The organism is Neptunitalea chrysea (genome assembly GCF_027924145.1).
Lineage (GTDB): Bacteria > Bacteroidota > Bacteroidia > Flavobacteriales > Flavobacteriaceae > Neptunitalea > Neptunitalea chrysea.
The window spans coordinates 144,207-164,055 of the sequence record NZ_BRVP01000001.1 but is presented as its reverse complement, the minus strand read 5'-3'; the positions used below and the strand labels follow the sequence as shown (position 1 = coordinate 164,055).

The following is a 19,849-nucleotide window of genomic DNA, read 5'->3' as shown; positions in this document are numbered from 1 at the left end:
AAATTCAGGTTGAAAAAAATTGTTTAAGACAACTATTGTCAATAATAAGACAATTATAAAAAATAGATACTGTTTAAGATTTCTCTTCAGTAAAAACTTAGGAACTAAGTAGAGGTAGTTAAAGTAAAAAACTCCAATATTAATTAACTTACTATAGTAGAACTGAGCAGTTACCTCTTTAAAATCGGTATAAAACTGAACCCAACTTAATGAGATGAAGCATGTCCAAATAAGCACATGTATCAGTATTATTTTTTTTTCAGATGCAACTCCCATAGCTAGTTAATACAATAATTACAGACAATATAAAGAAATTTGAAGTTTTTCAATATCCTTTTTTGTTACAGTATAGCTTCTTTTTAACATTAACCTATTCCTAACAAGCGTTGCTACAGAACTAGCATCGGCTTTACTACAAAAAGGGGGGTTACCACTAACAGAAGGAATAAACGGCTGGTTTATAAAAACCTCACCATTAATATATATTTTATAACCATACTCACCTTCAATCTCATAACATTCTATCTCTGGTGAACTATTACTAACTGTAGTAAATTTTGCATAAACAAACAGCATCACACTACAAACTACTATAACAACAACTATTGTTGCTATAAAAGATTTTTTATTTTTCTTCATCTTAAATTATATCGTAACTACGTTTTTCTAACTAAAAGATAAAGAAGAGGCTCGGAGGGGGAATAAACTACCGAACCTCTGTTTAAGAACTAAATAAAACTCTAAAAATTAGTCCTCATCATCATATTCATCAAATGGATAAAACTCCATCATATCATCTAAATAACTTGTACCGTTTCTACCCAATAACACATAACCTTGTGTTCCGTTAGAAAAAGCAACAGGATCTCTTCTAGTAGTTAACTCGAAATCTGTTTTTTCCTCCCAAGTATCGTTAGAAGGGTCGTATTCCCAAACACTGTTAATTTGAGAACTGTAAACACCACAAGCAACATAACCATAACCATTAATTGCAAAACCTGCAGCATTACTTCTTACAACATCATAATCATCATCATCATCAAGCTCTTCTAATCTTGTCCATACTTCAGTATCGGTATTAAACGACCAAAAATCTGTTAAATAGGTACTATTAGAAACACCAGTACCAAAATACACCATGTTATCTATTGTAAATGTGGTAGCATCGTGTCTTTTACCCCCACCAAAACCAACAACTTCAGTCCAGTTATCAAGTGAAGGATCATATTTCCAAAAATCTTTTCTATCATTATCTCCATCGGTTCCACTACCAAAAAATCCGTATGAAGTTCCAGCAAAACCTACACCACCTCTACGAGGATCATCAGGAAAATCAGCTACTTGAGACCAAGAATTTGCATCCGGATCATATTTAAAAAAATCTCCCAATTCATTAGTCCCGTCATAACCTGTACCTACATACCCTTTTCCACCTACAACAAATGAAGCTGCAGAGCTACGGGCAGTACCCGTAAAATCAGCCACCTGTACCCAATAATCTCCACTTATATCATATTGCCATGTATCTACACGGTAATCATCCCCATCATAACCTGTAGAAATATATCCTTTATTATCTATTACAAAAGAAACTGCACTACTTCTTGCTTTACCATTAAGCGAAGAACGTTCTACCCAGTTTCCTATAGAGTCATCATCGTCATCACTTCCACAGGCTACTAAAAGCACCATTAAAGGAAGTATTGCACTAATTCTTTTAAAACCATTAAACTTTTTCATGTTCATTTTAGAGTTATATAATATTCTTAAAAATTACGCTATCAAAGTTTTTATATTTGTCAAAAACCTACACCTCAAACAATACTAAAAATTAGTTATTCCACAATTGAATGACTGTGCTTAAAAAAACATTTCGAAACAAATCTATTCAGCCTCTTTCTTTAAGTAAAATCAAATAGACGAAATAGGTTTTTTAACATACAAACCGATATAAAAAATCTACCAACAGACGCTACACTGTACATCTTTAAAAACCCCTGTTTAGTCTTAAAAATCGGCAAATACGTATAATATGATTTTATATATATATAGATAAAAATACTTTTGAAGAAAATAAAGTGAGATGATGAAAAAACTTTTTTGGTTGTGCACATTCGCAATCACTATAATTGCCTGTAACACAGCAGACGATATTACTCTTGAGGCCGGGGAATCTTTTACAAATACAAACACAAAAGTATTCAGTATTGACACCATGACGGTGGAATTTTCAAGTTTTAAATTTGATAGTATTCCATTTCCTATTGGAGATCGATTATTATTAGGATCGTATTCAGATCCGGTTTTTGGGAAAACTTACAGTTCTTCATATCTGGAATTTACCCCAGAAACATATGATGTTGATGATGAAGGGGTTTTTGACAGTATTGTTTTAGTTATGGGATACGACAATTATTTCTATAACGATACGCTTACACAAATGACGTATAATGTTCATGAGGTTACTGAGCGTATCAAACCTAAAAACAATGAAGATTATTTCTACAACACGAGTACCTTAAACTATGACGACACCACTATTTTTGGAAGTCATACATTTACACCAAAACCTATGAGTAGCGACTCTATTAGAATTACATTAGACGCTACCTTTGGTCAAGAATTATTTTCCGAAATTCAAGATGGCAATATCACAGACATCAATTTATTCAGAGACTTCTTTAATGGCATTACTATTCAACCTGTATTTAATGATGACGGATCCATTTTAGGTTTCTCATCAGATTCAGACAATACATACGTTCGTCTTTACTATTCTGTACCTGAAGATGTATCTAACGATGTTCAGAGTATTGATTTAATTCTGAATACCACAGACACTCCTGAAACCTATTTCAATCATATAGAATCTGATAAAACAGGAACCAACTTTGAGAACTTTGAAGACGAAGAAGAAACCTACCTATCAAACACAACAGAAAACCATTTCTATATGCAGGGCGGTATTGGTATTGGTAATACCATTAGAATACCTCATATGAAATCACTCTTTGAACTAGGAGACTCAGGAACTGTTCTGAATGCCTATCTAAAAGTTTATGTTAATCAAGAGAACTATTCAGATAACAGAAATTTAAGCGATTCTTTGAGTGTTTACATCATTAACAGGCATCAGGAATTATCACAACATTTGTATGATTATGCAGGCGAAGAAGTTAACGCGCTATTAACGTCTAAAACAGAATTTAGTGAAACGTATTACACCATTAACATTGTTACTTTTGCAGACAACATATTAGCAAGTACTATTGATGATGATTTATCTCTATGCCTACTTCCTATAGATTATGAAACCTGTGTAGACAGAGCAATTTTTAATGATAGTGACACAAATGAATTTAATGCTGAATTGGTAATAACTTATGCCCTTTACAATGATGAATAGACTTTATATAACGGTAATACTTGCTATTGCATGCATGTATATAGCAAACGCGCAAACCACAAATAATCTTACAGGCTCTCCTTATTCGTTATACGGATTAGGAGTATTTAACGAGGCTAATTTAGGTAAAACAAATGCCTTGGGTAAAAGTGGTGTTGCTTTTGGCTCTACTTATGAGCTAAATAATTTAAACCCAGCATCTCTTGGTAGTATATTTAAAAAGTCATTTATGTTTGACATAGGTATAAATGGAGAAATGGATACATACCAAAACAATAAGTCTGACGATAGTAAAGTAAGAACCAACTTTGCTAATTTGGCCGTAGCGTTTCCAGTAACTCCTAAATCTGCTGTAAGCATTGTACTTACCCCTTACTCCAATGTAGGATACGAATTAATAGGACTACAAACTAACGTAGAAGGAAGCACAGAAACTTACACCACATATGTAAATGGTAGTGGAGGATTAAATAGCTTTAAAGCTAGTTACGGCATAGCTCTTAACAAAGCAATACGTTTGGGTGGTAGTCTTGAATATATATTTGGTGCTATTGATGAAAATGAAGTTATTACTTATAATAATAGCTACTTATACATAGATAGAAACACATATTATAAAAACCTAAGAGCCGCCGTTGGGGCACAAATAGATGTAAACGAAAAATTTGGCTTTGGTGCTACAGTAAAATTTCCAACCAGTTTACATGCTTCGCAAAACATAGAGGTTAGCAAAATTATTGATCTTGCCAGCATAACAGTTTCTGATGATGAAGAACTAGAAATAGACAACTTTGATTTACCATTTGAATTTGCTGTTGGTTTTAGAAAAACTTTTGCCGATAAATTTACCATAAATGCAGATTATAAAAGATCGTTATGGGGCACTACTGACCAAACAGACAACTTAGGAACTTTTAAAGACAAAGACTTTATTGGTGTTGGTTTTGAATACCTAAAAAGTGACAGATCTTTTAAATATTGGGATCGTGTACGCTACAGAGGCGGTTTCTGTTATGACAATGGATATTTAACCATTAACGATGAGACTATAGACAACAAAGCACTCACCTTAGGTTTAGGATTACCATTAAGCCTACGTAACAACTCTTTTATTAATATATCTTATTCTTATGGTAAAAGAGGTGTTGTATCATCATCACTTGTAAAAGAAAACTATCACATGGTTAGTATTAACCTATCATTAGAAAACATGTGGTTTGTTAAAAATAAAATTAACTAAAAACTAGTTAAACTTTTTTAAGAGTATAATTGATTGTTTTACGCATTTAGTATTTTTATAAAAAAATACTAAATGCGTTTTTTCTTTATACTATTTCTCTTCTCAATAGCCAATTACGGACAATCTACCGTAAGCTATTTAAAAAAGGATTCTTTGAATTTTAAAGCCTCTGCCTTTTATGGGGTCGATGATTTTGAAAACTTCTATTACAGCCAAGGAAACACTCTTATTAAACAACAAAAACAAACGATTACATCTTATAATAATATACTGCTAGATAGTATTTCTTCTGTCGACATTTTAAATCCATTACGAATAACAGTATTATACAAAAAATTTAATACGGTAGTAATACTAGACAATGCGCTTAACGAGTTTTACAAAATCAATTTTTCGCTAAACGGATCTTTTAAAAATATTCAGTTTGCAACAACAGGCTCCTCTCAAAACATTTGGGTTTTTGACACTAACACTCAACAACTTGAACTTTACAACTACCAAACCGAGCAATCTACCAAAATTGGTTTTCCTATACATGAAAAAGTTTTAGACATGAAAAGCAACTACAATTTTTGCTGGGTTTTAAGCGATAAATTTATCTATCAATACAACACCTACGGAAGTCTATTAACAAAAATACCTTGCACAAATGGCAAACTATTAATATCAGATAAAAAGGATATCATGGTAGTTGTAAACAACCAAATTTTACAATTAAATAACAGTGAACTAACCCCTATAAATATAGATACCGACAATTTTTCGGAATATGTTTCTCTAAACAGAGATAACTTGTATATTTATCAAGAAAAAAAACAATTGAGAGTTTACTCTAAACAAAACAACAAATAGATGCACATTGCAATAGCAGGAAACATTGGCGCTGGTAAAACAACATTAACAAAGTTACTGGCAAAGCATTTTAGCTGGGAACCACATTTAGAAGATGTTGTAGACAATCCCTACTTAGATGATTTTTACAACCAAATGGAGCGATGGAGTTTTAACCTTCAAATCTACTTCTTAAATAGTAGATTCCGCCAAATTTTAAAAATAAGGCAAAGTGGTAAAACCATTATTCAAGATAGAACTATCTACGAAGACGCTCACATATTTGCCCCTAACTTACATGCTATGGGACTTATGACTAACAGAGACTTTGAAAACTATACCTCTCTATTTGAACTAATGGAAAGTTTAGTACAGGCTCCAGATTTACTTATCTATTTAAGAAGTTCAATACCAAACCTCGTAAAACAAATTCATAAAAGAGGCCGAGATTATGAAAATACAATTTCAATTGACTATCTAAGTCGCTTAAATGAACGCTACGAGGCATGGATTCACGGTTACAACCGAGGAAAACTTCTTATTGTGGACGTTGATAACATAGATTTTGTAGAAAACCCGGAAGATTTAGGAGACATCATCAATAGAATAGATGCCGAGCTAAATGGGTTATTCTAAAAAATTCCTTTTCTGGAAATAGAATACCCATAACTATCATTCCAATCAGTATCATAGTGCCTTAGATTAAGCAATGCTTTTTCTTCGGCATGTTGATAGCTACCCTGATCTGCTCCCATTCCATAAGAAACATATTCCTGATTAGCCTGATTTCTACTACACTTTACAACAACCCAAAAACCACGGACGACAAAGTGTCCATGCTCTTCATGCGGAGACTGATACTTTATATTACCAAATCCTTTTTTCTTAAGTAATTTTTTTACTTTAAGGTTTACTGAAACTCCCTTCCCCCAAGATATCTGCCAAGCTTTTGATGACCCTGAGGAGTCTTCACTGATAGCAAAAGCCATATGAGATGTAGTTTCAAAAAAACCTGTGGTTTTTGAAAACAGCTTTATTAAATTCATAGTGTTGGTTTAAGTTAGGCAGCCCTAATTTCAACTTTTTTTTTTAAACCACCAAACTCAAAAAAACGTTTTATTAAAAAATAAAAAAAAACCTCGTCTATTTAACAACAAACGAGGCTAATAGTTATTTTTTTACAATAAATTAAATATCTATTGAATATTTTGCTTTTTCTTCTTCAGAAAGCCCTTCAAAACGGTCTCTAGCACTCTTAATGTAATTTAACGCTTCACTTAAATCTCCCCAACCATCAACTTGTACAAACTTCTGTTCAAGGTCTTTATATACTTGAAAAAAGTGTTCAAACTCTTTTAAGGTATGTATATTTAAGTCGCTAAGATCACTCAATTTGTTCATAATCGGATCGGATACAGGAACACAGATAATTTTTTCATCAGGTCCTTTATCATCAGCCATTTTAAAAACAGCTATTGGCTTTACCTCTACAAGACAACCTGGTATAGTTGGTTCTGTAAAGAAAACCATTGCATCAAGAGGATCTCCGTCCTCTGCTAATGTTTCAGGAATAAACCCATAGTCTGCAGGATAAAACATTGCAGAATATAAAACCCTGTCAAAACGGATTCTTTTTTTCTCGAAATCGTATTCAAATTTGTTTCTACTTCCTTTTGGTATCTCCACTAGGACGTCAAAAGTCGGAATTTCACTCATGATTTTATTACTTAATGATAGTTTTTCAAAAATAGACTAACGTCTATAAAAAACCAAAATATATTATACTTACTTACTATATATTGAAATAACGCTATGAGCTATGTTAAAAATAAAACCCAAATGCTCCTGTTACACTAAAAGGTCTTGCACCGGGCGTGTCTAAATAATTACCTCTAAAATTAAAGTCGATTCTAAATACTTTAAAAATATTCCCTATCCCAAAAGAATACTCCCAGTAAGGCTTAGAATCCGGTGCCTGTAATACTATTGATGCAGGTGCGCTAAGCGCTATATTTTCATCAGACAACGTTCCATACGCTCCTCGTACACCTACTATCTCTCTCCAATTTAATTTTCGTAAAAACGGAATTCTAGAAAATAATCGTCCATTAAAATTATGCTCTAAGTGTAATGACACGTATGAATCTGTCACGAATTCATAAAAATCTAAATTTGGAAACGTATTAAATATAGAAAAATAGGTTTGATTACCTGGTATTACACTTAATAAACTCAATGGTACTTCACCAAATGTTTTTCCTGCTTCTATAGTAGACGTTAACCTACCAAAACCTCCAATATTTATAGGCTGCCTATAATACAATTGAATCTTCTGATAATCAAAATCGCTATCTACCATCCCTTTCAAACCACCAGTATAAAGCACCATGTATCTAGCATAATCATCATTCACATTTCTTCGTTCTACTCCGTAACCAATAGTCTTACGCTTTGGAGTATACTCTAAAGAAGTAATAATATCTAATTGATTGGTTTCATTTTCAACTCCAGTTAGAGATTCAGAATCAACATAACTCAAGCTAAAAATATCGGGTAATGCAGAACGTAGCATCCTGTAAGAACCCTGTGTTTTTAATATTAAATTTTTAGCCGGTTCAAATTCAACAGCAACGGTAGAAAGATTGATATTTGTTAAGGTATTATTAGACCCTGAAGTAAACACAGATGACGAAGCAAAACTTCTTCCTAAAACATCATTCGTAGATGTTAAACTCACCCCTATTTGTTCAATATCTCTTCTATTACCAGCCGATATAATTAAACGATTTTTACGGTCTAGTAATATTTTTCCAGAAATACCGTACTTAAATTGATTATCTTTAAAACCGTAAGCCGTGTATCCTTCGATACGCCACTTATCATTCTGACCAAAATATGTTCTACCCCCAGCTCTTACTCTAACACCTTCTCGTTCGTTATATCCAAAGGTTGAAAATATGGGACCAAAATCAAAATTCATCTTATCAAACTCTATGTAACCAGATCCTAAAATACTGGCTAAACTATATAGTCTTTTAAACTTAGGCACAGTCTTAAGAGTATCAAGCATATTATACACCTTACGCTCATCTTTATTAAGCTCTTCTAGCCTACTGTTTTCCCAAAAAGTATCATCCCTATTATATGCTTTCTCATTATACGGATCTACTTTAGCCTCATAAAAGCTTCTTGGCTTTTCCTTATCAAAAACATAATTATCATATACCGTAGTTCGTTTACCATAAATACCTCTTGATTTCTCTTTCTTATTTAAACTAAAATCACTCATCATGTAATCGCGTTTTAGTAGAAAGGTAGAGTCATTCACTACTTCAAAATCTTGTTCTATGTATATATCTTTTACCCAGTTAATATTAGCACTACGAGTTACCTGTAGATTAATATTCTTAACAGCAAAAGTAGTATCGTTTACCCAAAAATCTCCCTTAAAGGTGAGTTCATTCTTTCTTCTCGGATAGTATACAATATTATAACACCATTTATTATCAATAAAAGTACTATCGTTTAAAACATAGTTATAAACGTCTACCCCTGTTTTTGATAAAGGACTGGTAAAGCTCTTATCAAAAAACACCATATAATTATTGTAGATATTATACTCAGAATACAAATCCTGAACAAACGATATTATATTTTGATTAGAACTAAACCCTGAGTTTCTATTTCCTGTAAGTCTTTCTACTTGCTTACCCAATTTATTATCACCATACACTTCGTAAACAGCCTCATTAATAAACATAGGCAAATACGTTTTACCAGTAATGCTAGACGTGTCTACTTCTTTAAAAATAAACTCCATTCCTTTAAAGAGTTTACTATTTACAAGTGTACTATCTATGGTATTTAAATCAAATTCAACTTTTTCATACTTATCAAACTCATATTGTTTAAACCTATTTAACCCATTATCTCTTTTCTTTGCCCATATCTTCTTAAGTATATCTATGGCAGGGTTATTTTTTTTTGAGGTTTTACCAAAATACACCACAACCTCATCTAATTGCTCTCCCTCAGTAAGTACCACTTCTAAATTATAAGTTACCTTCTTGGTAAGATCTATATCTTGAGCAGCAAAGCCCAATAACGAAACCGTTAATACTTTATAGGTTTCATCTGTCTCAAGGTAAAAGGTTCCGTCATCATTGGTAATTACACCAACCGTTGGGTTTTCTTTAAACATTACGTTAGCAAACGCAATGGGCTCTCCGCTTTCATCTATAACCCTCCCTCCTACTTTAGTTTGGGCAAAAAGCGAGCAGTAGAAAAATAAGCAGCAGTAAACTAATAATTTTTGAGTCATATAGAATTTAGTATGGGTACAAAATAAAAAAACTTCACCATACGGTGAAGTTCTATAACGCTAAAGTTTTATTTTTATTTGTACATCACTTTTTTTACCGCTTTAATAACATCTTCGCTATTTGGCAACCACTCTTTTAATAAAACTGGAGAATAAGGCGCTGGTGTATCGGCAGTATTAATTTTTTGTATAGGTGCATCTAAGAAATCGAATGCTTGAGATTGTACCTGAAACGTAATCTCAGTAGCAACGTTACCAAATGGCCATGCTTCTTCTAAAATTACTAAACGATTTGTTTTCTTAACAGATTTTAAAATCGTATCATAATCTAAAGGACGTACTGTACGAATATCAATAACCTCACAGCTAATTCCTTCTTTTGCCAACTCATCAGCAGCAACATAAGCCTCTTTAATAATTTTACCAAAAGAAACAACGGTTACATCTGTACCTTCTCTTTTAATATCTGCAACTCCTAATGGAATAGTATATTCTCCTTCTGGCACTTCTCCTTTATCTCCATACATTTGTTCAGACTCCATAAAGATTACAGGGTCATTGTCTCTGATAGCCGATTTCAATAATCCTTTTGCATCGTAAGGATTTGATGGAACAACAACTTTTAAACCAGGACAGTTTGCAAACCAGTTCTCAAATGCTTGTGAGTGGGTAGCTGCCAACTGACCAGCAGATGCTGTTGGCCCTCTAAATACGATAGAACAATTAAACTGACCGCCAGACATCTGACGTATTTTAGCTGCATTATTAATAATCTGATCTATACCTACCAATGAGAAGTTGAAAGTCATGAACTCTACTATAGGGCGATTTCCATTCATAGCAGAACCTACTGCTATACCAGCAAAACCAAGTTCTGCAATAGGAGTATCAATAACACGTTTAGGACCAAATTCGTCTAACATACCTTTAGAAGCTTTGTAAGCACCGTTGTATTCTGCAACTTCCTCACCCAAAAGATAAATAGACTCATCTGTGCGCATTTCCTCGCTCATGGCCTCGCAAACTGCTTCTCTAAATTGAATTGTTCTCATTGAAACTTTTTTGAATATTTTTTTACTTTCTATATAACTTATTTATGCAGATTAAAAAATCGGCTTCACAAAAATAGTAATTCTTTAAAAACTATTTTAATAAGTTTTCAATTAAAAACCGATAAAAGAGAGTTTACTTAACGCTTTTCTCTATTTTAAATAAAAATATAACAAACCCTAACCTAAATCTCCTAAGGTTTCTTAAAAAGAACGTCGTAATTTCTTTAAAACCTATTTCTAAAGTAAATTTGTTAGGATACAAATATCAATAAAATCAATACTTCCGATTATTTACTGATTTTGAGTAAAAAATATACTATGCGTGCATAGTATATTTTAAAAATTATCATTAACTTCGTGTTTAAATTATTGATTTCTTAAAAAAATTATACTAAAATGAAGATATTAGTTTGCATTAGTCATGTACCCGATACTACGTCTAAAATAAACTTTGCTAACAATGATACAGAGTTTGACAAGAACGGTGTGCAATTTGTAATTAACCCAAATGATGAATTTGGCTTAACCAGAGCCATGTGGTTTAAAGAGAAGCAAGGCGCTTCTATAACCGTAGTTAATGTTGGCACTGCAGATACCGAACCTACACTACGTAAAGCACTTGCCATTGGAGCAGATGAAGCAATTAGAATTAATGCAACCCCTACCGATGGCTTTTTTGTAGCAAAACAATTAGCAAAAGTGGTAGCCGATGGTCAGTACGACTTGGTTATTGCCGGCAGAGAATCTATAGACTATAACGGAGGAATGGTTCCGGGAATGTTAGCTACACTTACCGGAGCAAACTTTGTAAACATGTGTATTGGTCTTGAAGTTGAAGGAACAACCGCAAAAGCTACACGTGAAATAGATGGTGGTAAAGAAGAGATTGAAACTACCTTACCATTAGTTATTGGTGCACAAAAAGGATTAGTTGAAGAAAAAGACCTTAGAATTCCGAACATGCGTGGAATTATGATGGCTCGTAAAAAACAACTTGCGGTTTTAGAACCAGAAGCTGTAGAAGCACAAACACAAATAACTTCTTTCGAAAAGCCTGCTGCTAAAGGAGATGTAAAATTAGTAAGTCCTGATAATCTGGATGAATTAATTAGTTTGTTACATAACGAAGCTAAGGTAATTTAATACAAACCCATTAAAACAAGAGAGAATGTCAATTTTAATATATACAGAATCCGAAAACGGAAAATTAAAAAAAGCTGCTTTTGAAGTAGCTTCATATGCTGCTGCCATAGCAGCGCAAAACGGATTAAGTGTAACAGCTGTTTCATTTAACACAGATGACACTGATACTTTAGGGACCTATGGTGTATCTAAAGTATTAAATGTGAAAAATGAGAACCTAAGCGAATTTAACGCCACTTTATATGCCGACACCATTTTACAGGCTGCAGAAAAAGAAACTGCTACTTTAGTAGTTTTAGGATCTTCTGCAAACGACAAGTTCTTAGCCCCTATGGTAGCCGTTAAATTAAACGCAGGATATGCTCCTAATGTAGTTTCATTACCAGAAAGCACTAATCCTTTAAAAGTGAAACGTACCACTTTTACCAATAAAGCTTTTGCTTTAACTCAAGTAGATACAGAGAAAGCTGTTATTGGATTAGCAAAAAATTCTTTTGGATTAAAAGAAGAGCAAACCACTTGTACAACCGAAGATTTTGCTCCAACCATTGTAGAAAGCTCTAGTAAAGTACTAAGTACAGATAAAGCTACCGGTAAAGTAACCATTGCCGATGCCGAAATTGTAGTTTCTGGTGGACGTGGTTTAAAAGGACCAGAAAATTGGGGTATGATAGAAGAATTAGCTGACGTACTTGGTGCGGCTACTGCTTGTTCTAAACCAGTATCAGATCTTGGTTGGAGACCACATGGTGAACATGTAGGGCAAACTGGTAAGCCGGTTGCTTCTAACCTTTACATAGCTATTGGTATCTCAGGAGCCATACAACATTTAGCAGGGGTGAATGCATCAAAAGTAAAAGTAGTTATTAATAACGACCCTGAAGCACCGTTTTTTAAAGCCGCTGATTACGGTGTTGTAGGAGATGCTTTTGAGGTTGTACCACAACTCATAGAAAAATTAAAAGAATATAAGGCGAATAATACATAATTTTTTTAACTTGTGCCACTCAAAAAGGCTGTCTAAATACAAAGCCTATTTAGACAGCCTATTTTTTTTATGAAGCTATGTGTTTATGAGTCTAGTGAAACTTAATATTAAAGGAATATCTTACAGCCAAACTCAAAATGGCGCTTATGCTTTAATCCTTAACGAAGTAGATGGCGATAGAAAATTACCAATAGTTATAGGTGCTTTTGAAGCGCAATCTATAGCAATTGCGCTTGAGAAAGAAATAAAACCGCCAAGACCCCTTACACATGACTTGTTCAAGAACTTTGCCGACAGGTTTGAAATTATTGTAAAACAAGTAATTATACACAAACTTGTAGATGGGGTTTTCTATTCAAGTATTATCTGCGAAAGAGATCGGATAGAAGAAATTATTGATGCCAGAACCAGTGATGCTATTGCTTTAGCACTGCGATTTAACGCTCCAATTTTTACATATAAAAGCATTCTTGACAAGGCAGGCATACACCTTAACTTCGATGGTAATGAAGACGCTGAAGACAAGGAAGAAATTCTTGTAAACGATATCATTGAACCAGAAGCCGATGCTCCTACTACTTCAAAAGAATCGTATAAAACCTACTCTTTAAGTGAACTTCACAAAATGTTGGAAACTGCTGTAAATAATGAAGACTACGAAAAAGCAGCGCGTATCCGTGACGAAATCTCAAAAAGAGAAACAAAATAACCAATAAACGCCCCTTGTATGAATAAATTTTTGTGCTTTATTATTGTCCTTTTTTGTACCGTAATAACTGTAAATGCCCAGAAAAAACTTGAAAAAAAATGGGTGGATGCCAACCAAAATTATATCGAATTTAGTGCTGGAGCTTTTAAACAAAAATTTAGTCAATATACATTAGAAGGAGATTATATAAATCAGAATAATCTTTTATTACTTTATTATTCGAAATCTGATTCTACTGCTACTTACAGAATAAATGAACTTACTGATTCTACTTTAGTTTTTAATAATAAAGCAACAACTTATACTTTTACCACTAAAGCTACCCCTATCACAAAGGTTGCTAAAATAACGGAAATTGCTAAACTTGAAAGTAAAGGATTTTCCTTCGATAATTTATGGAGAGGCGCTATAGGTATCCTATTAATTTTAGCCATTGCTTATTTATTTAGCTCTGATAAAAAAAACATCCCTTGGAAACTTGTCGGGTTCGGTATCACAGCACAAATAGTTATGGCTATTGGTATTATCTACGTACCGGCAATTCAATGGATTTTTGACCAGGTAAGTAGTGCATTTGTAACAATACTAGACTTTACACGTGCTGGAAGTACCTTCCTATTAGGAGATAAATTAATGGATACACAATCGTTTGGTTTTGTATTTATTTTCCAAATACTACCTACAGTTATCTTTTTCTCTGCTCTTACTTCTCTATTCTTTTATTTAGGAGTATTACAAATTATAGTAAAAGGATTGGCTTGGGTTATGACCAAAGCATTAAAAATATCGGGCGCAGAAAGTTTAGCTGTAGCCGGTAATATTTTCTTAGGACAAACAGAAGCTCCTTTAATGATTAAGGCCTATTTAGAGCGAATGAATAAGTCAGAAATATTCTTGGTAATGGTAGGTGGTATGGCTACCCTAGCCGGCGGTGTTTTAGCTGCCTATATTGACTTACTAGGAAGTGGAGACGAACTCATGCGATTATTATTTGCCAAACAATTATTAATGGCTTCTATTATGGCTGCTCCGGGAGCCATTGTTATTGCTAAAATGTTAGTACCACAAACAGAACCTATAGATACTTCGGTTAAAGTCTCTTCAGATAAAATTGGGTCTAACTTTTTAGATGCTATTGCTGTAGGTACTACAGAAGGTTTAAAATTAGCAGCTAATGTAGGAGCTATGTTATTGGTATTTGTTGCCTTTATTGCTATGGTAAATGGTTTGTTAGGCTGGGTAGGAGATCTCACTTCCCTAAACACAGCTATAGCTTCTTATACCAATCATAAATACGATTCTTTATCTCTTCAATATATCTTGGGTACTATATTTTCACCTTTAGCTTACGGGGTTGGTGTTAACTGGGAAGATGCGAGCTTAGTAGGTCGTCTATTAGGAGAAAAGTTAATCGCTTCTGAATTTATTGCCTACAATAGCTTAAACAACCTTAAAAATGCTGGTGCCTTTGTAGAAATGAAATCTATTGTTATCTCTACCTTTATGTTATCTGGTTTTGCAAATATTGCTTCAATCGGTATTCAAATTGGCGGTATTGGTTCTTTAGCACCAGGTAAAAGGGCATTACTTTCTAAGTATGGCTTAAAAGCTATGATTGGTGGTATGCTTGCTTCTTTACTTTCCGCTACGCTTGCCGGAATTTTAATAGGCTAATATTTGATCCTGAGGTATTAAAAAAGCTATATTCACCTCATTTCTAACGCGTATAACGCCAAGCATTTTGGTAGGCGGCTCTACGTTAAAATTGGTTAACTGAATCATTTGATCACCACTTAAATAATTCTTATCCCCACGTTTTACATTTGCTAATAAGACCTCGTATGTTTTAGTAACATCCTTAAGGGTTAAGCTAAATTTAATAGTGGTATCGCCTGTGTTTTTATTTATATCCTTTTCTAATATAGATAATTTTGCATAAGGATATACTTCTGATTTAAATAACTCCTGAAGATCTCTTTCCATTAACTTTTTAGGACAATTAAAAGAAACTAACGGAAACAGAATCGTAGTATTATCTTTAGCCGTAGATATTGTTTTATTGGCATAAATAAAATCATTCTCTTTACAATCGCAACTAAAGCTATTAACATTAGTAGTTATCTTTACACTAATCTTACCCTGTGCTTTAACAGCACAACAAAATATTCCTAAAAAAACACTTACTAGTATGGTTATTATATTACGCATTAGTGCTTTACATTAGTGGTTAAATAAAGAAAGCAGTACAATTTAGTAAAAAATGTGTACTGCTTTCCAACTACTCTTAAACTTCTATTTTTGTGTTAATCAATTAACTGAATTTACAATTAGAAGGAAATTACAGCTTCAAACATAAATCCTTTAAACTCTCCTCCTTCATAAATACTTCCGGCAGGATAATCTTTATACTGTTGATTAACATACTCTAATTTTGCTAAAACATTGTTAGTTAAAAACCAACCTGCACCAGCTTGCACTCTATTAACAGTTACATCGTCTTCATATCCATTCATTTCTGAAGTAACTGTAGCATATCTACCTCCTACATAAAAGTTCTCATTTGCTCCAAATCTATATAACAATTCTCCAGCAAGTTGAGTTGCATTTCTATTATCTATCTCAGAAGCTTTTCTACCACTAGTAAACTCGGCAGTCCCAAAGAATTCTAAACCATTATACTTAACAAAAGGGTTAATCATAAGAGCATGCACTTCATAGTTAAACCCAGGATTAAATCTACCTGAACGGAAGTAAGAAGAAAAATCTCCTGCAGCTTCTTCTGGTTCCATTACATAATAATATCTAGATCCACCTCTGTCTCCTGCATATAGCGTATTGTTAGCAGATTTATTAGTTGAATAATAAGAAGCTGTTAATCTTGTTCTTAAAGCATCGTTTACTTGCTTATCATATCCTACTTTAAAGTAGATAGAAGGATCAGTTGATCCGTGATTGGTAACATCTCCCTTTATTTCTCCATTAGAAGCACCAACCATTGCTAAGAATCCATTCTTTTGATAATATACCTCACCACCTATCTCTGTTGCAAAAGCATCCATTAACAAGTTACCTACAAATGGGTTGTAAATTGCATTACCGTTGTCAGTACGTCTAAAGTGAGCATCCCCATAGTTAATTTCCATATGCCCTATTTTAATAGTCACATCTTCCATTAATTTATTCAATACTTCGCTATTTAAAAAAGGTAATTTATCAAATTGAATATATCCACCTTTTACCCAAGTATCTTCGTGGTGTCTTGAAGAAAGGTATGTAACTAAGTTCATACGCACACCTTCTGCTAACTGAACATCAAAATTCAAATTCGCAGTAGCCAAGTTAAATTCATTTCCTATATCAGCCAAAGCTACACCAGAATCATTTGAATGCTCTATGCCTTGAAATTGTAACGCAAATGCTCCACCTACTCGTACCTTAACATCTTTAAAAGCTGCGCTATCTACTTTCGATGTTTCAAACTTATTAAGACTTTCTTTTCCTGGTTTATTATAATAACCTATTTGTGTTTCCTGTGCTAACCCAGTTCCTGTTACAAATACCACTACCAATAGTACTAATAACCAATTTAATTGCTGTTTCATGATTTAATAATTGTTGAGTTAAAAAAAATTTACTTAGTTAACAAAAGAATGTTGTAATGAATACTTACTTCTTCTCCTGTTTTAATGGTTCCAAACATTGCTGTTGGTGGTTTTATACTAAAGTCGGCCAATTTGAATGCCTTACTTCCTTCTAATTTTATATTTCCTCCTTCGTAGGTAACATCTATCATAGTTTCAAAATACTTGGTTACTCCCGCCATTGTCATTTTTCCTTTAAACTTAGCCTGTCCATTTATAAAAACAACTTCTGAACCTTTATAGGTAATTACGGGGTAATCTTCTTCTTTTAAAGCTTCATACATTTTTTTGTTCATACCTCCTTTACCACTTTCTAAAGACTTTACTTTAAAAGTGAAGTTATAATTGTTAATTGCACTTACCGCTCCGTCTGTTATAACAGCATCAATCTCTCCGGTAAAATCTTTTACTGAACACTCCCAATCGTGAAGGCTTGAAGTACCACTTACAGACAACTCAGAAGTTGATGATTTTGCTATATAGTTTTGAGAGGCTCCTAAACTTATCCCTAAAACTGTAATTACAAGAGTTAAAACCAATCTTTTCATTTTTATTTGTTTTAATTTTACAGTTCAAAACTACCTCGAACTTTATGCCTAATACATGATTATTATCATTATTTAGGACAGAAATTTTTTACTGATTTATGAATATTTACTTTTTAAACGTCAATTAGTAAGAATTTTACATTTACATGTGTAGATTTTTGAAATAAATTAATTTTTTGTACTTTGATTATTATTAGAAAATTTAGTCTCAAATGAAACAATATCATGACCTTCTAAATCACATTTTAGAGTTTGGCCACACAAAAGAAGACCGAACCGGAACTGGAACAAAAAGTATTTTTGGGTATCAGATGCGCTTTAACCTAAGTGAAGGGTTTCCTATGGTAACTACTAAAAAGTTACACCTGAAATCTATTATTTATGAGCTTTTATGGTTTTTAAACGGAGACACCAATATTAAATACCTTACTGATAACGGAGTTCGTATCTGGAATGAGTGGGCTAATGAAGATGGTGATCTCGGTCCTATATACGGTCATCAGTGGCGTAATTGGAATGGAGAAGAAATTGACCAGATTAAGGATATTATAGAGACCATTAAGAAAAACCCGGATAGCAGACGAATGTTAGTGTCTGCCTGGAACCCTAGTGTTATGCCTAACACCTCGGTTACTTTTGCAGAAAATGTAGCTAACGGTAAAGCAGCCTTACCTCCTTGTCATGCTTTTTTTCAGTTCTATGTGTCTAATGGAAAACTTTCTTGCCAATTATACCAACGTAGTGCCGATGTATTTTTAGGTGTTCCATTTAACATTGCTTCCTATGCACTGTTAACTATGATGGTAGCACAAGTATGTGGTTACGAAGCCGGAGACTTTGTACATACCTTTGGTGATGTACATATATATAACAATCACCTTGAACAAGTACAACTTCAATTAAGTCGCGAACCAAGAGCATTACCCACAATGACACTAAATCCTGAGGTTAAAAGTATATTCGATTTTAAATTTGAAGACTTCGTATTAGACAATTACAATCCGCACCCACATATTAAAGCGGCTGTTGCTATATAAATTTATTGGTTAACGAGCATTTAACCTTTGTTATCATAAATTTTAAAATAAATAACTGTATCTTCAAGGATAATTCATGTGCAATGAATTATCCTTTTTTTTATGTTGTAACACTATAACTCTAAATAGCTCATAATTATGGTTATTCTTAATGCTGTTCAGCACAAATTCTTGCACTTAGCACAATTTTTAAGTGCTTTTGGAAATAGCTTTCTTCCAAAAGAGGAAAACAACAGCCACCTAGTACTCCATTGGGATATCGCAAAAAGTGCCTTACTAAGTCAAAAAACAAACAATACTCAATTAGAACTGAGCTATAAAGACATTATGCTACGAATAGTGCAAAATGATACTATCTACGAATTAGACTTACTTGGTGTTAATGAAGCTATTATAAAAAACTGGATTGTAGAAAATCTAGAAGATTTTAATCTTTCTCCTGAGCTATACAATACTTCTACTACTTACAACTTAGAAACCCCATTTGATGGTTTTACATCGGTAGATAACGAGGAAGAAATGGCTATATACACCGCCATTGAACATCGAAATATTGCACAAAAATGTTTGGAAGAATTAGCGCTAAACACCTCTCAAAAAGCCAGTACTATTATAGTATGCCCAAAAACCTTACATAGTAAAGTAACCATAGACAAATCATTAGACAACAGTTTTTCTAAATACATTTGTTGCGGCTATAGCCCGTCTAATGACATTTGTGAAGTACCGTACTTTTTTGGCTATGTAGTAGATAACAAACGTACTGTTAATTACACTACTAAAGTAACACTAACCGTTGGCACATGGCAGTTAACCGAAGACTTTAAAGGTATTATATTACCCGCCAACTTTACCGATAACATTACCATAAAAAGCGTAAACAGCTTTTATAACGAAGCCATTTACGCCTTAAGTAAACTACTGTAAAGTAGT

19 protein-coding genes are annotated in these 19,849 nt (G+C 33.3%); 10 read left to right on the top strand and 9 right to left on the bottom strand.

The genetic code is table 11. The annotated features are described in order from the left end of the window. Nucleotides 1–294: 294 nt before the first annotated feature. Together NBRC110019_RS00695 and NBRC110019_RS00690 are read right to left on the bottom strand one after the other, a co-directional pair. Nucleotides 295–639, bottom strand: coding sequence for a DUF4907 domain-containing protein (locus NBRC110019_RS00695; protein ID WP_281751296.1), 345 nt, complete (start codon nt 637–639; stop codon nt 295–297). A 108-nt stretch (nt 640–747) separates the two neighbouring features. Next, nucleotides 748–1,740, bottom strand: a complete 993-nt coding sequence (locus NBRC110019_RS00690) for a Kelch repeat-containing protein (RefSeq protein ID WP_281751294.1) — start codon at nt 1,738–1,740, stop codon at nt 748–750. A 343-nt stretch (nt 1,741–2,083) separates the two neighbouring features. Here NBRC110019_RS00690 and NBRC110019_RS00685 point away from each other — a divergent pair, with 343 nt between their 5' ends. From NBRC110019_RS00685 to NBRC110019_RS00670, 4 genes are all read left to right on the top strand, one after another. Continuing rightward, complete coding sequence (locus tag NBRC110019_RS00685) at nt 2,084–3,406, top strand: DUF4270 family protein (protein WP_281751292.1); 1,323 nt, start codon at nt 2,084–2,086, stop codon at nt 3,404–3,406. Next, entirely contained in the window at nt 3,396–4,646 is a 1,251-nt protein-coding gene (bamG, locus tag NBRC110019_RS00680; RefSeq protein WP_281751290.1) for a BamG family beta-barrel-assembly machinery protein, read from the top strand. Before NBRC110019_RS00685 ends, bamG begins: the two co-directional genes overlap by 11 nt. Before the next feature lie 72 nt (nt 4,647–4,718). Further along, on the top strand, nt 4,719–5,498 hold the full coding sequence (locus NBRC110019_RS00675; protein ID WP_281751288.1) for a hypothetical protein: 780 nt from the start codon (nt 4,719–4,721) through the stop codon (nt 5,496–5,498). Next, complete coding sequence (locus tag NBRC110019_RS00670; RefSeq protein WP_281751286.1) at nt 5,499–6,113, top strand: deoxynucleoside kinase; 615 nt, start codon at nt 5,499–5,501, stop codon at nt 6,111–6,113. On the opposite strand, the gene NBRC110019_RS00665 is transcribed toward NBRC110019_RS00670, so the two are convergent. From NBRC110019_RS00665 to NBRC110019_RS00650, 4 genes are all read right to left on the bottom strand, one after another. Further along, nucleotides 6,110–6,523, bottom strand: coding sequence for a hypothetical protein (locus NBRC110019_RS00665; protein ID WP_281751284.1), 414 nt, complete (start codon nt 6,521–6,523; stop codon nt 6,110–6,112). The genes NBRC110019_RS00670 and NBRC110019_RS00665 overlap by 4 nt on opposite strands. Before the next feature lie 142 nt (nt 6,524–6,665). Beyond that, on the bottom strand, nt 6,666–7,193 hold the full coding sequence (locus NBRC110019_RS00660) for an inorganic diphosphatase (protein WP_281751282.1): 528 nt from the start codon (nt 7,191–7,193) through the stop codon (nt 6,666–6,668). A 106-nt stretch (nt 7,194–7,299) separates the two neighbouring features. After that, complete coding sequence (locus NBRC110019_RS00655; protein WP_281751280.1) at nt 7,300–9,798, bottom strand: DUF5686 family protein; 2,499 nt, start codon at nt 9,796–9,798, stop codon at nt 7,300–7,302. A gap of 74 nt (nt 9,799–9,872) precedes the next feature. Beyond that, entirely contained in the window at nt 9,873–10,868 is a 996-nt protein-coding gene (locus tag NBRC110019_RS00650) for a pyruvate dehydrogenase complex E1 component subunit beta (protein WP_281751444.1), read from the bottom strand. Nucleotides 10,869–11,246: 378 nt separating this feature from the next. On the opposite strand from NBRC110019_RS00650, the gene NBRC110019_RS00645 reads away from it, so the two are divergent. From NBRC110019_RS00645 to NBRC110019_RS00630, 4 genes are all read left to right on the top strand, one after another. Next, complete coding sequence (locus NBRC110019_RS00645) at nt 11,247–11,993, top strand: electron transfer flavoprotein subunit beta/FixA family protein (RefSeq protein ID WP_281751278.1); 747 nt, start codon at nt 11,247–11,249, stop codon at nt 11,991–11,993. 25 nt (nt 11,994–12,018) lie between these two features. After that, nucleotides 12,019–12,981 (top strand): electron transfer flavoprotein subunit alpha/FixB family protein, encoded by a 963-nt coding sequence (locus NBRC110019_RS00640; protein ID WP_281751276.1) that lies wholly within the window; start codon nt 12,019–12,021, stop codon nt 12,979–12,981. 85 nt (nt 12,982–13,066) lie between these two features. After that, a complete protein-coding gene (locus NBRC110019_RS00635) occupies nt 13,067–13,690 on the top strand; it encodes a bifunctional nuclease family protein (RefSeq protein WP_281751274.1) in 624 nt (207 codons plus the stop codon). Between the two features lie 18 nt (nt 13,691–13,708). After that, nucleotides 13,709–15,364: a NupC/NupG family nucleoside CNT transporter gene (locus tag NBRC110019_RS00630; protein ID WP_281751272.1), complete on the top strand. Its 1,656-nt coding sequence runs from the start codon at nt 13,709–13,711 to the stop codon at nt 15,362–15,364. Here the strand turns inward: NBRC110019_RS00630 and NBRC110019_RS00625 are convergent. The 3 genes from NBRC110019_RS00625 to NBRC110019_RS00615 form a co-directional block, all read right to left on the bottom strand. Further along, nucleotides 15,353–15,898 carry a YceI family protein gene (locus NBRC110019_RS00625; RefSeq protein ID WP_281751270.1) on the bottom strand — a complete coding sequence of 182 codons (546 nt, stop codon included), beginning with the start codon at nt 15,896–15,898 and terminating at the stop codon, nt 15,353–15,355. The two genes, NBRC110019_RS00630 and NBRC110019_RS00625, sit on opposite strands and share 12 nt — an antisense overlap. Before the next feature lie 119 nt (nt 15,899–16,017). Next, a complete protein-coding gene (locus tag NBRC110019_RS00620) occupies nt 16,018–17,292 on the bottom strand; it encodes a hypothetical protein (protein ID WP_281751268.1) in 1,275 nt (424 codons plus the stop codon). A gap of 29 nt (nt 17,293–17,321) precedes the next feature. Continuing rightward, entirely contained in the window at nt 17,322–17,879 is a 558-nt protein-coding gene (locus NBRC110019_RS00615) for a YceI family protein (RefSeq protein WP_281751266.1), read from the bottom strand. 212 nt (nt 17,880–18,091) lie between these two features. On the opposite strand from NBRC110019_RS00615, the gene NBRC110019_RS00610 reads away from it, so the two are divergent. After that, complete coding sequence (locus NBRC110019_RS00610) at nt 18,092–18,916, top strand: thymidylate synthase (protein WP_281751264.1); 825 nt, start codon at nt 18,092–18,094, stop codon at nt 18,914–18,916. A 138-nt stretch (nt 18,917–19,054) separates the two neighbouring features. Further along, on the top strand, nt 19,055–19,843 hold the full coding sequence (locus NBRC110019_RS00605; protein WP_281751262.1) for a hypothetical protein: 789 nt from the start codon (nt 19,055–19,057) through the stop codon (nt 19,841–19,843). Nucleotides 19,844–19,849: the final 6 nt, after the last annotated feature.

What these genes read in the sequence shown, in the direction of transcription:
- NBRC110019_RS00695 (WP_281751296.1), bottom strand. Translation starts at nt 639, where the DNA reads ATGAAGAAAAATAAAAAATCTTTTATAGCAACAATAGTTGTTGTTATA.
- NBRC110019_RS00690 (WP_281751294.1), bottom strand. Translation starts at nt 1,740, where the DNA reads ATGAAAAAGTTTAATGGTTTTAAAAGAATTAGTGCAATACTTCCTTTA.
- NBRC110019_RS00685 (WP_281751292.1), top strand. Translation starts at nt 2,084, where the DNA reads ATGATGAAAAAACTTTTTTGGTTGTGCACATTCGCAATCACTATAATT.
- bamG (WP_281751290.1), top strand. Translation starts at nt 3,396, where the DNA reads ATGATGAATAGACTTTATATAACGGTAATACTTGCTATTGCATGCATG.
- NBRC110019_RS00675 (WP_281751288.1), top strand. Translation starts at nt 4,719, where the DNA reads ATGCGTTTTTTCTTTATACTATTTCTCTTCTCAATAGCCAATTACGGA.
- NBRC110019_RS00670 (WP_281751286.1), top strand. Translation starts at nt 5,499, where the DNA reads ATGCACATTGCAATAGCAGGAAACATTGGCGCTGGTAAAACAACATTA.
- NBRC110019_RS00665 (WP_281751284.1), bottom strand. Translation starts at nt 6,523, where the DNA reads ATGAATTTAATAAAGCTGTTTTCAAAAACCACAGGTTTTTTTGAAACT.
- NBRC110019_RS00660 (WP_281751282.1), bottom strand. Translation starts at nt 7,193, where the DNA reads ATGAGTGAAATTCCGACTTTTGACGTCCTAGTGGAGATACCAAAAGGA.
- NBRC110019_RS00655 (WP_281751280.1), bottom strand. Translation starts at nt 9,798, where the DNA reads ATGACTCAAAAATTATTAGTTTACTGCTGCTTATTTTTCTACTGCTCG.
- NBRC110019_RS00645 (WP_281751278.1), top strand. Translation starts at nt 11,247, where the DNA reads ATGAAGATATTAGTTTGCATTAGTCATGTACCCGATACTACGTCTAAA.
- NBRC110019_RS00640 (WP_281751276.1), top strand. Translation starts at nt 12,019, where the DNA reads ATGTCAATTTTAATATATACAGAATCCGAAAACGGAAAATTAAAAAAA.
- NBRC110019_RS00635 (WP_281751274.1), top strand. Translation starts at nt 13,067, where the DNA reads ATGAGTCTAGTGAAACTTAATATTAAAGGAATATCTTACAGCCAAACT.
- NBRC110019_RS00630 (WP_281751272.1), top strand. Translation starts at nt 13,709, where the DNA reads ATGAATAAATTTTTGTGCTTTATTATTGTCCTTTTTTGTACCGTAATA.
- NBRC110019_RS00625 (WP_281751270.1), bottom strand. Translation starts at nt 15,898, where the DNA reads ATGCGTAATATAATAACCATACTAGTAAGTGTTTTTTTAGGAATATTT.
- NBRC110019_RS00620 (WP_281751268.1), bottom strand. Translation starts at nt 17,292, where the DNA reads ATGAAACAGCAATTAAATTGGTTATTAGTACTATTGGTAGTGGTATTT.
- NBRC110019_RS00615 (WP_281751266.1), bottom strand. Translation starts at nt 17,879, where the DNA reads ATGAAAAGATTGGTTTTAACTCTTGTAATTACAGTTTTAGGGATAAGT.
- NBRC110019_RS00610 (WP_281751264.1), top strand. Translation starts at nt 18,092, where the DNA reads ATGAAACAATATCATGACCTTCTAAATCACATTTTAGAGTTTGGCCAC.
- NBRC110019_RS00605 (WP_281751262.1), top strand. Translation starts at nt 19,055, where the DNA reads ATGGTTATTCTTAATGCTGTTCAGCACAAATTCTTGCACTTAGCACAA.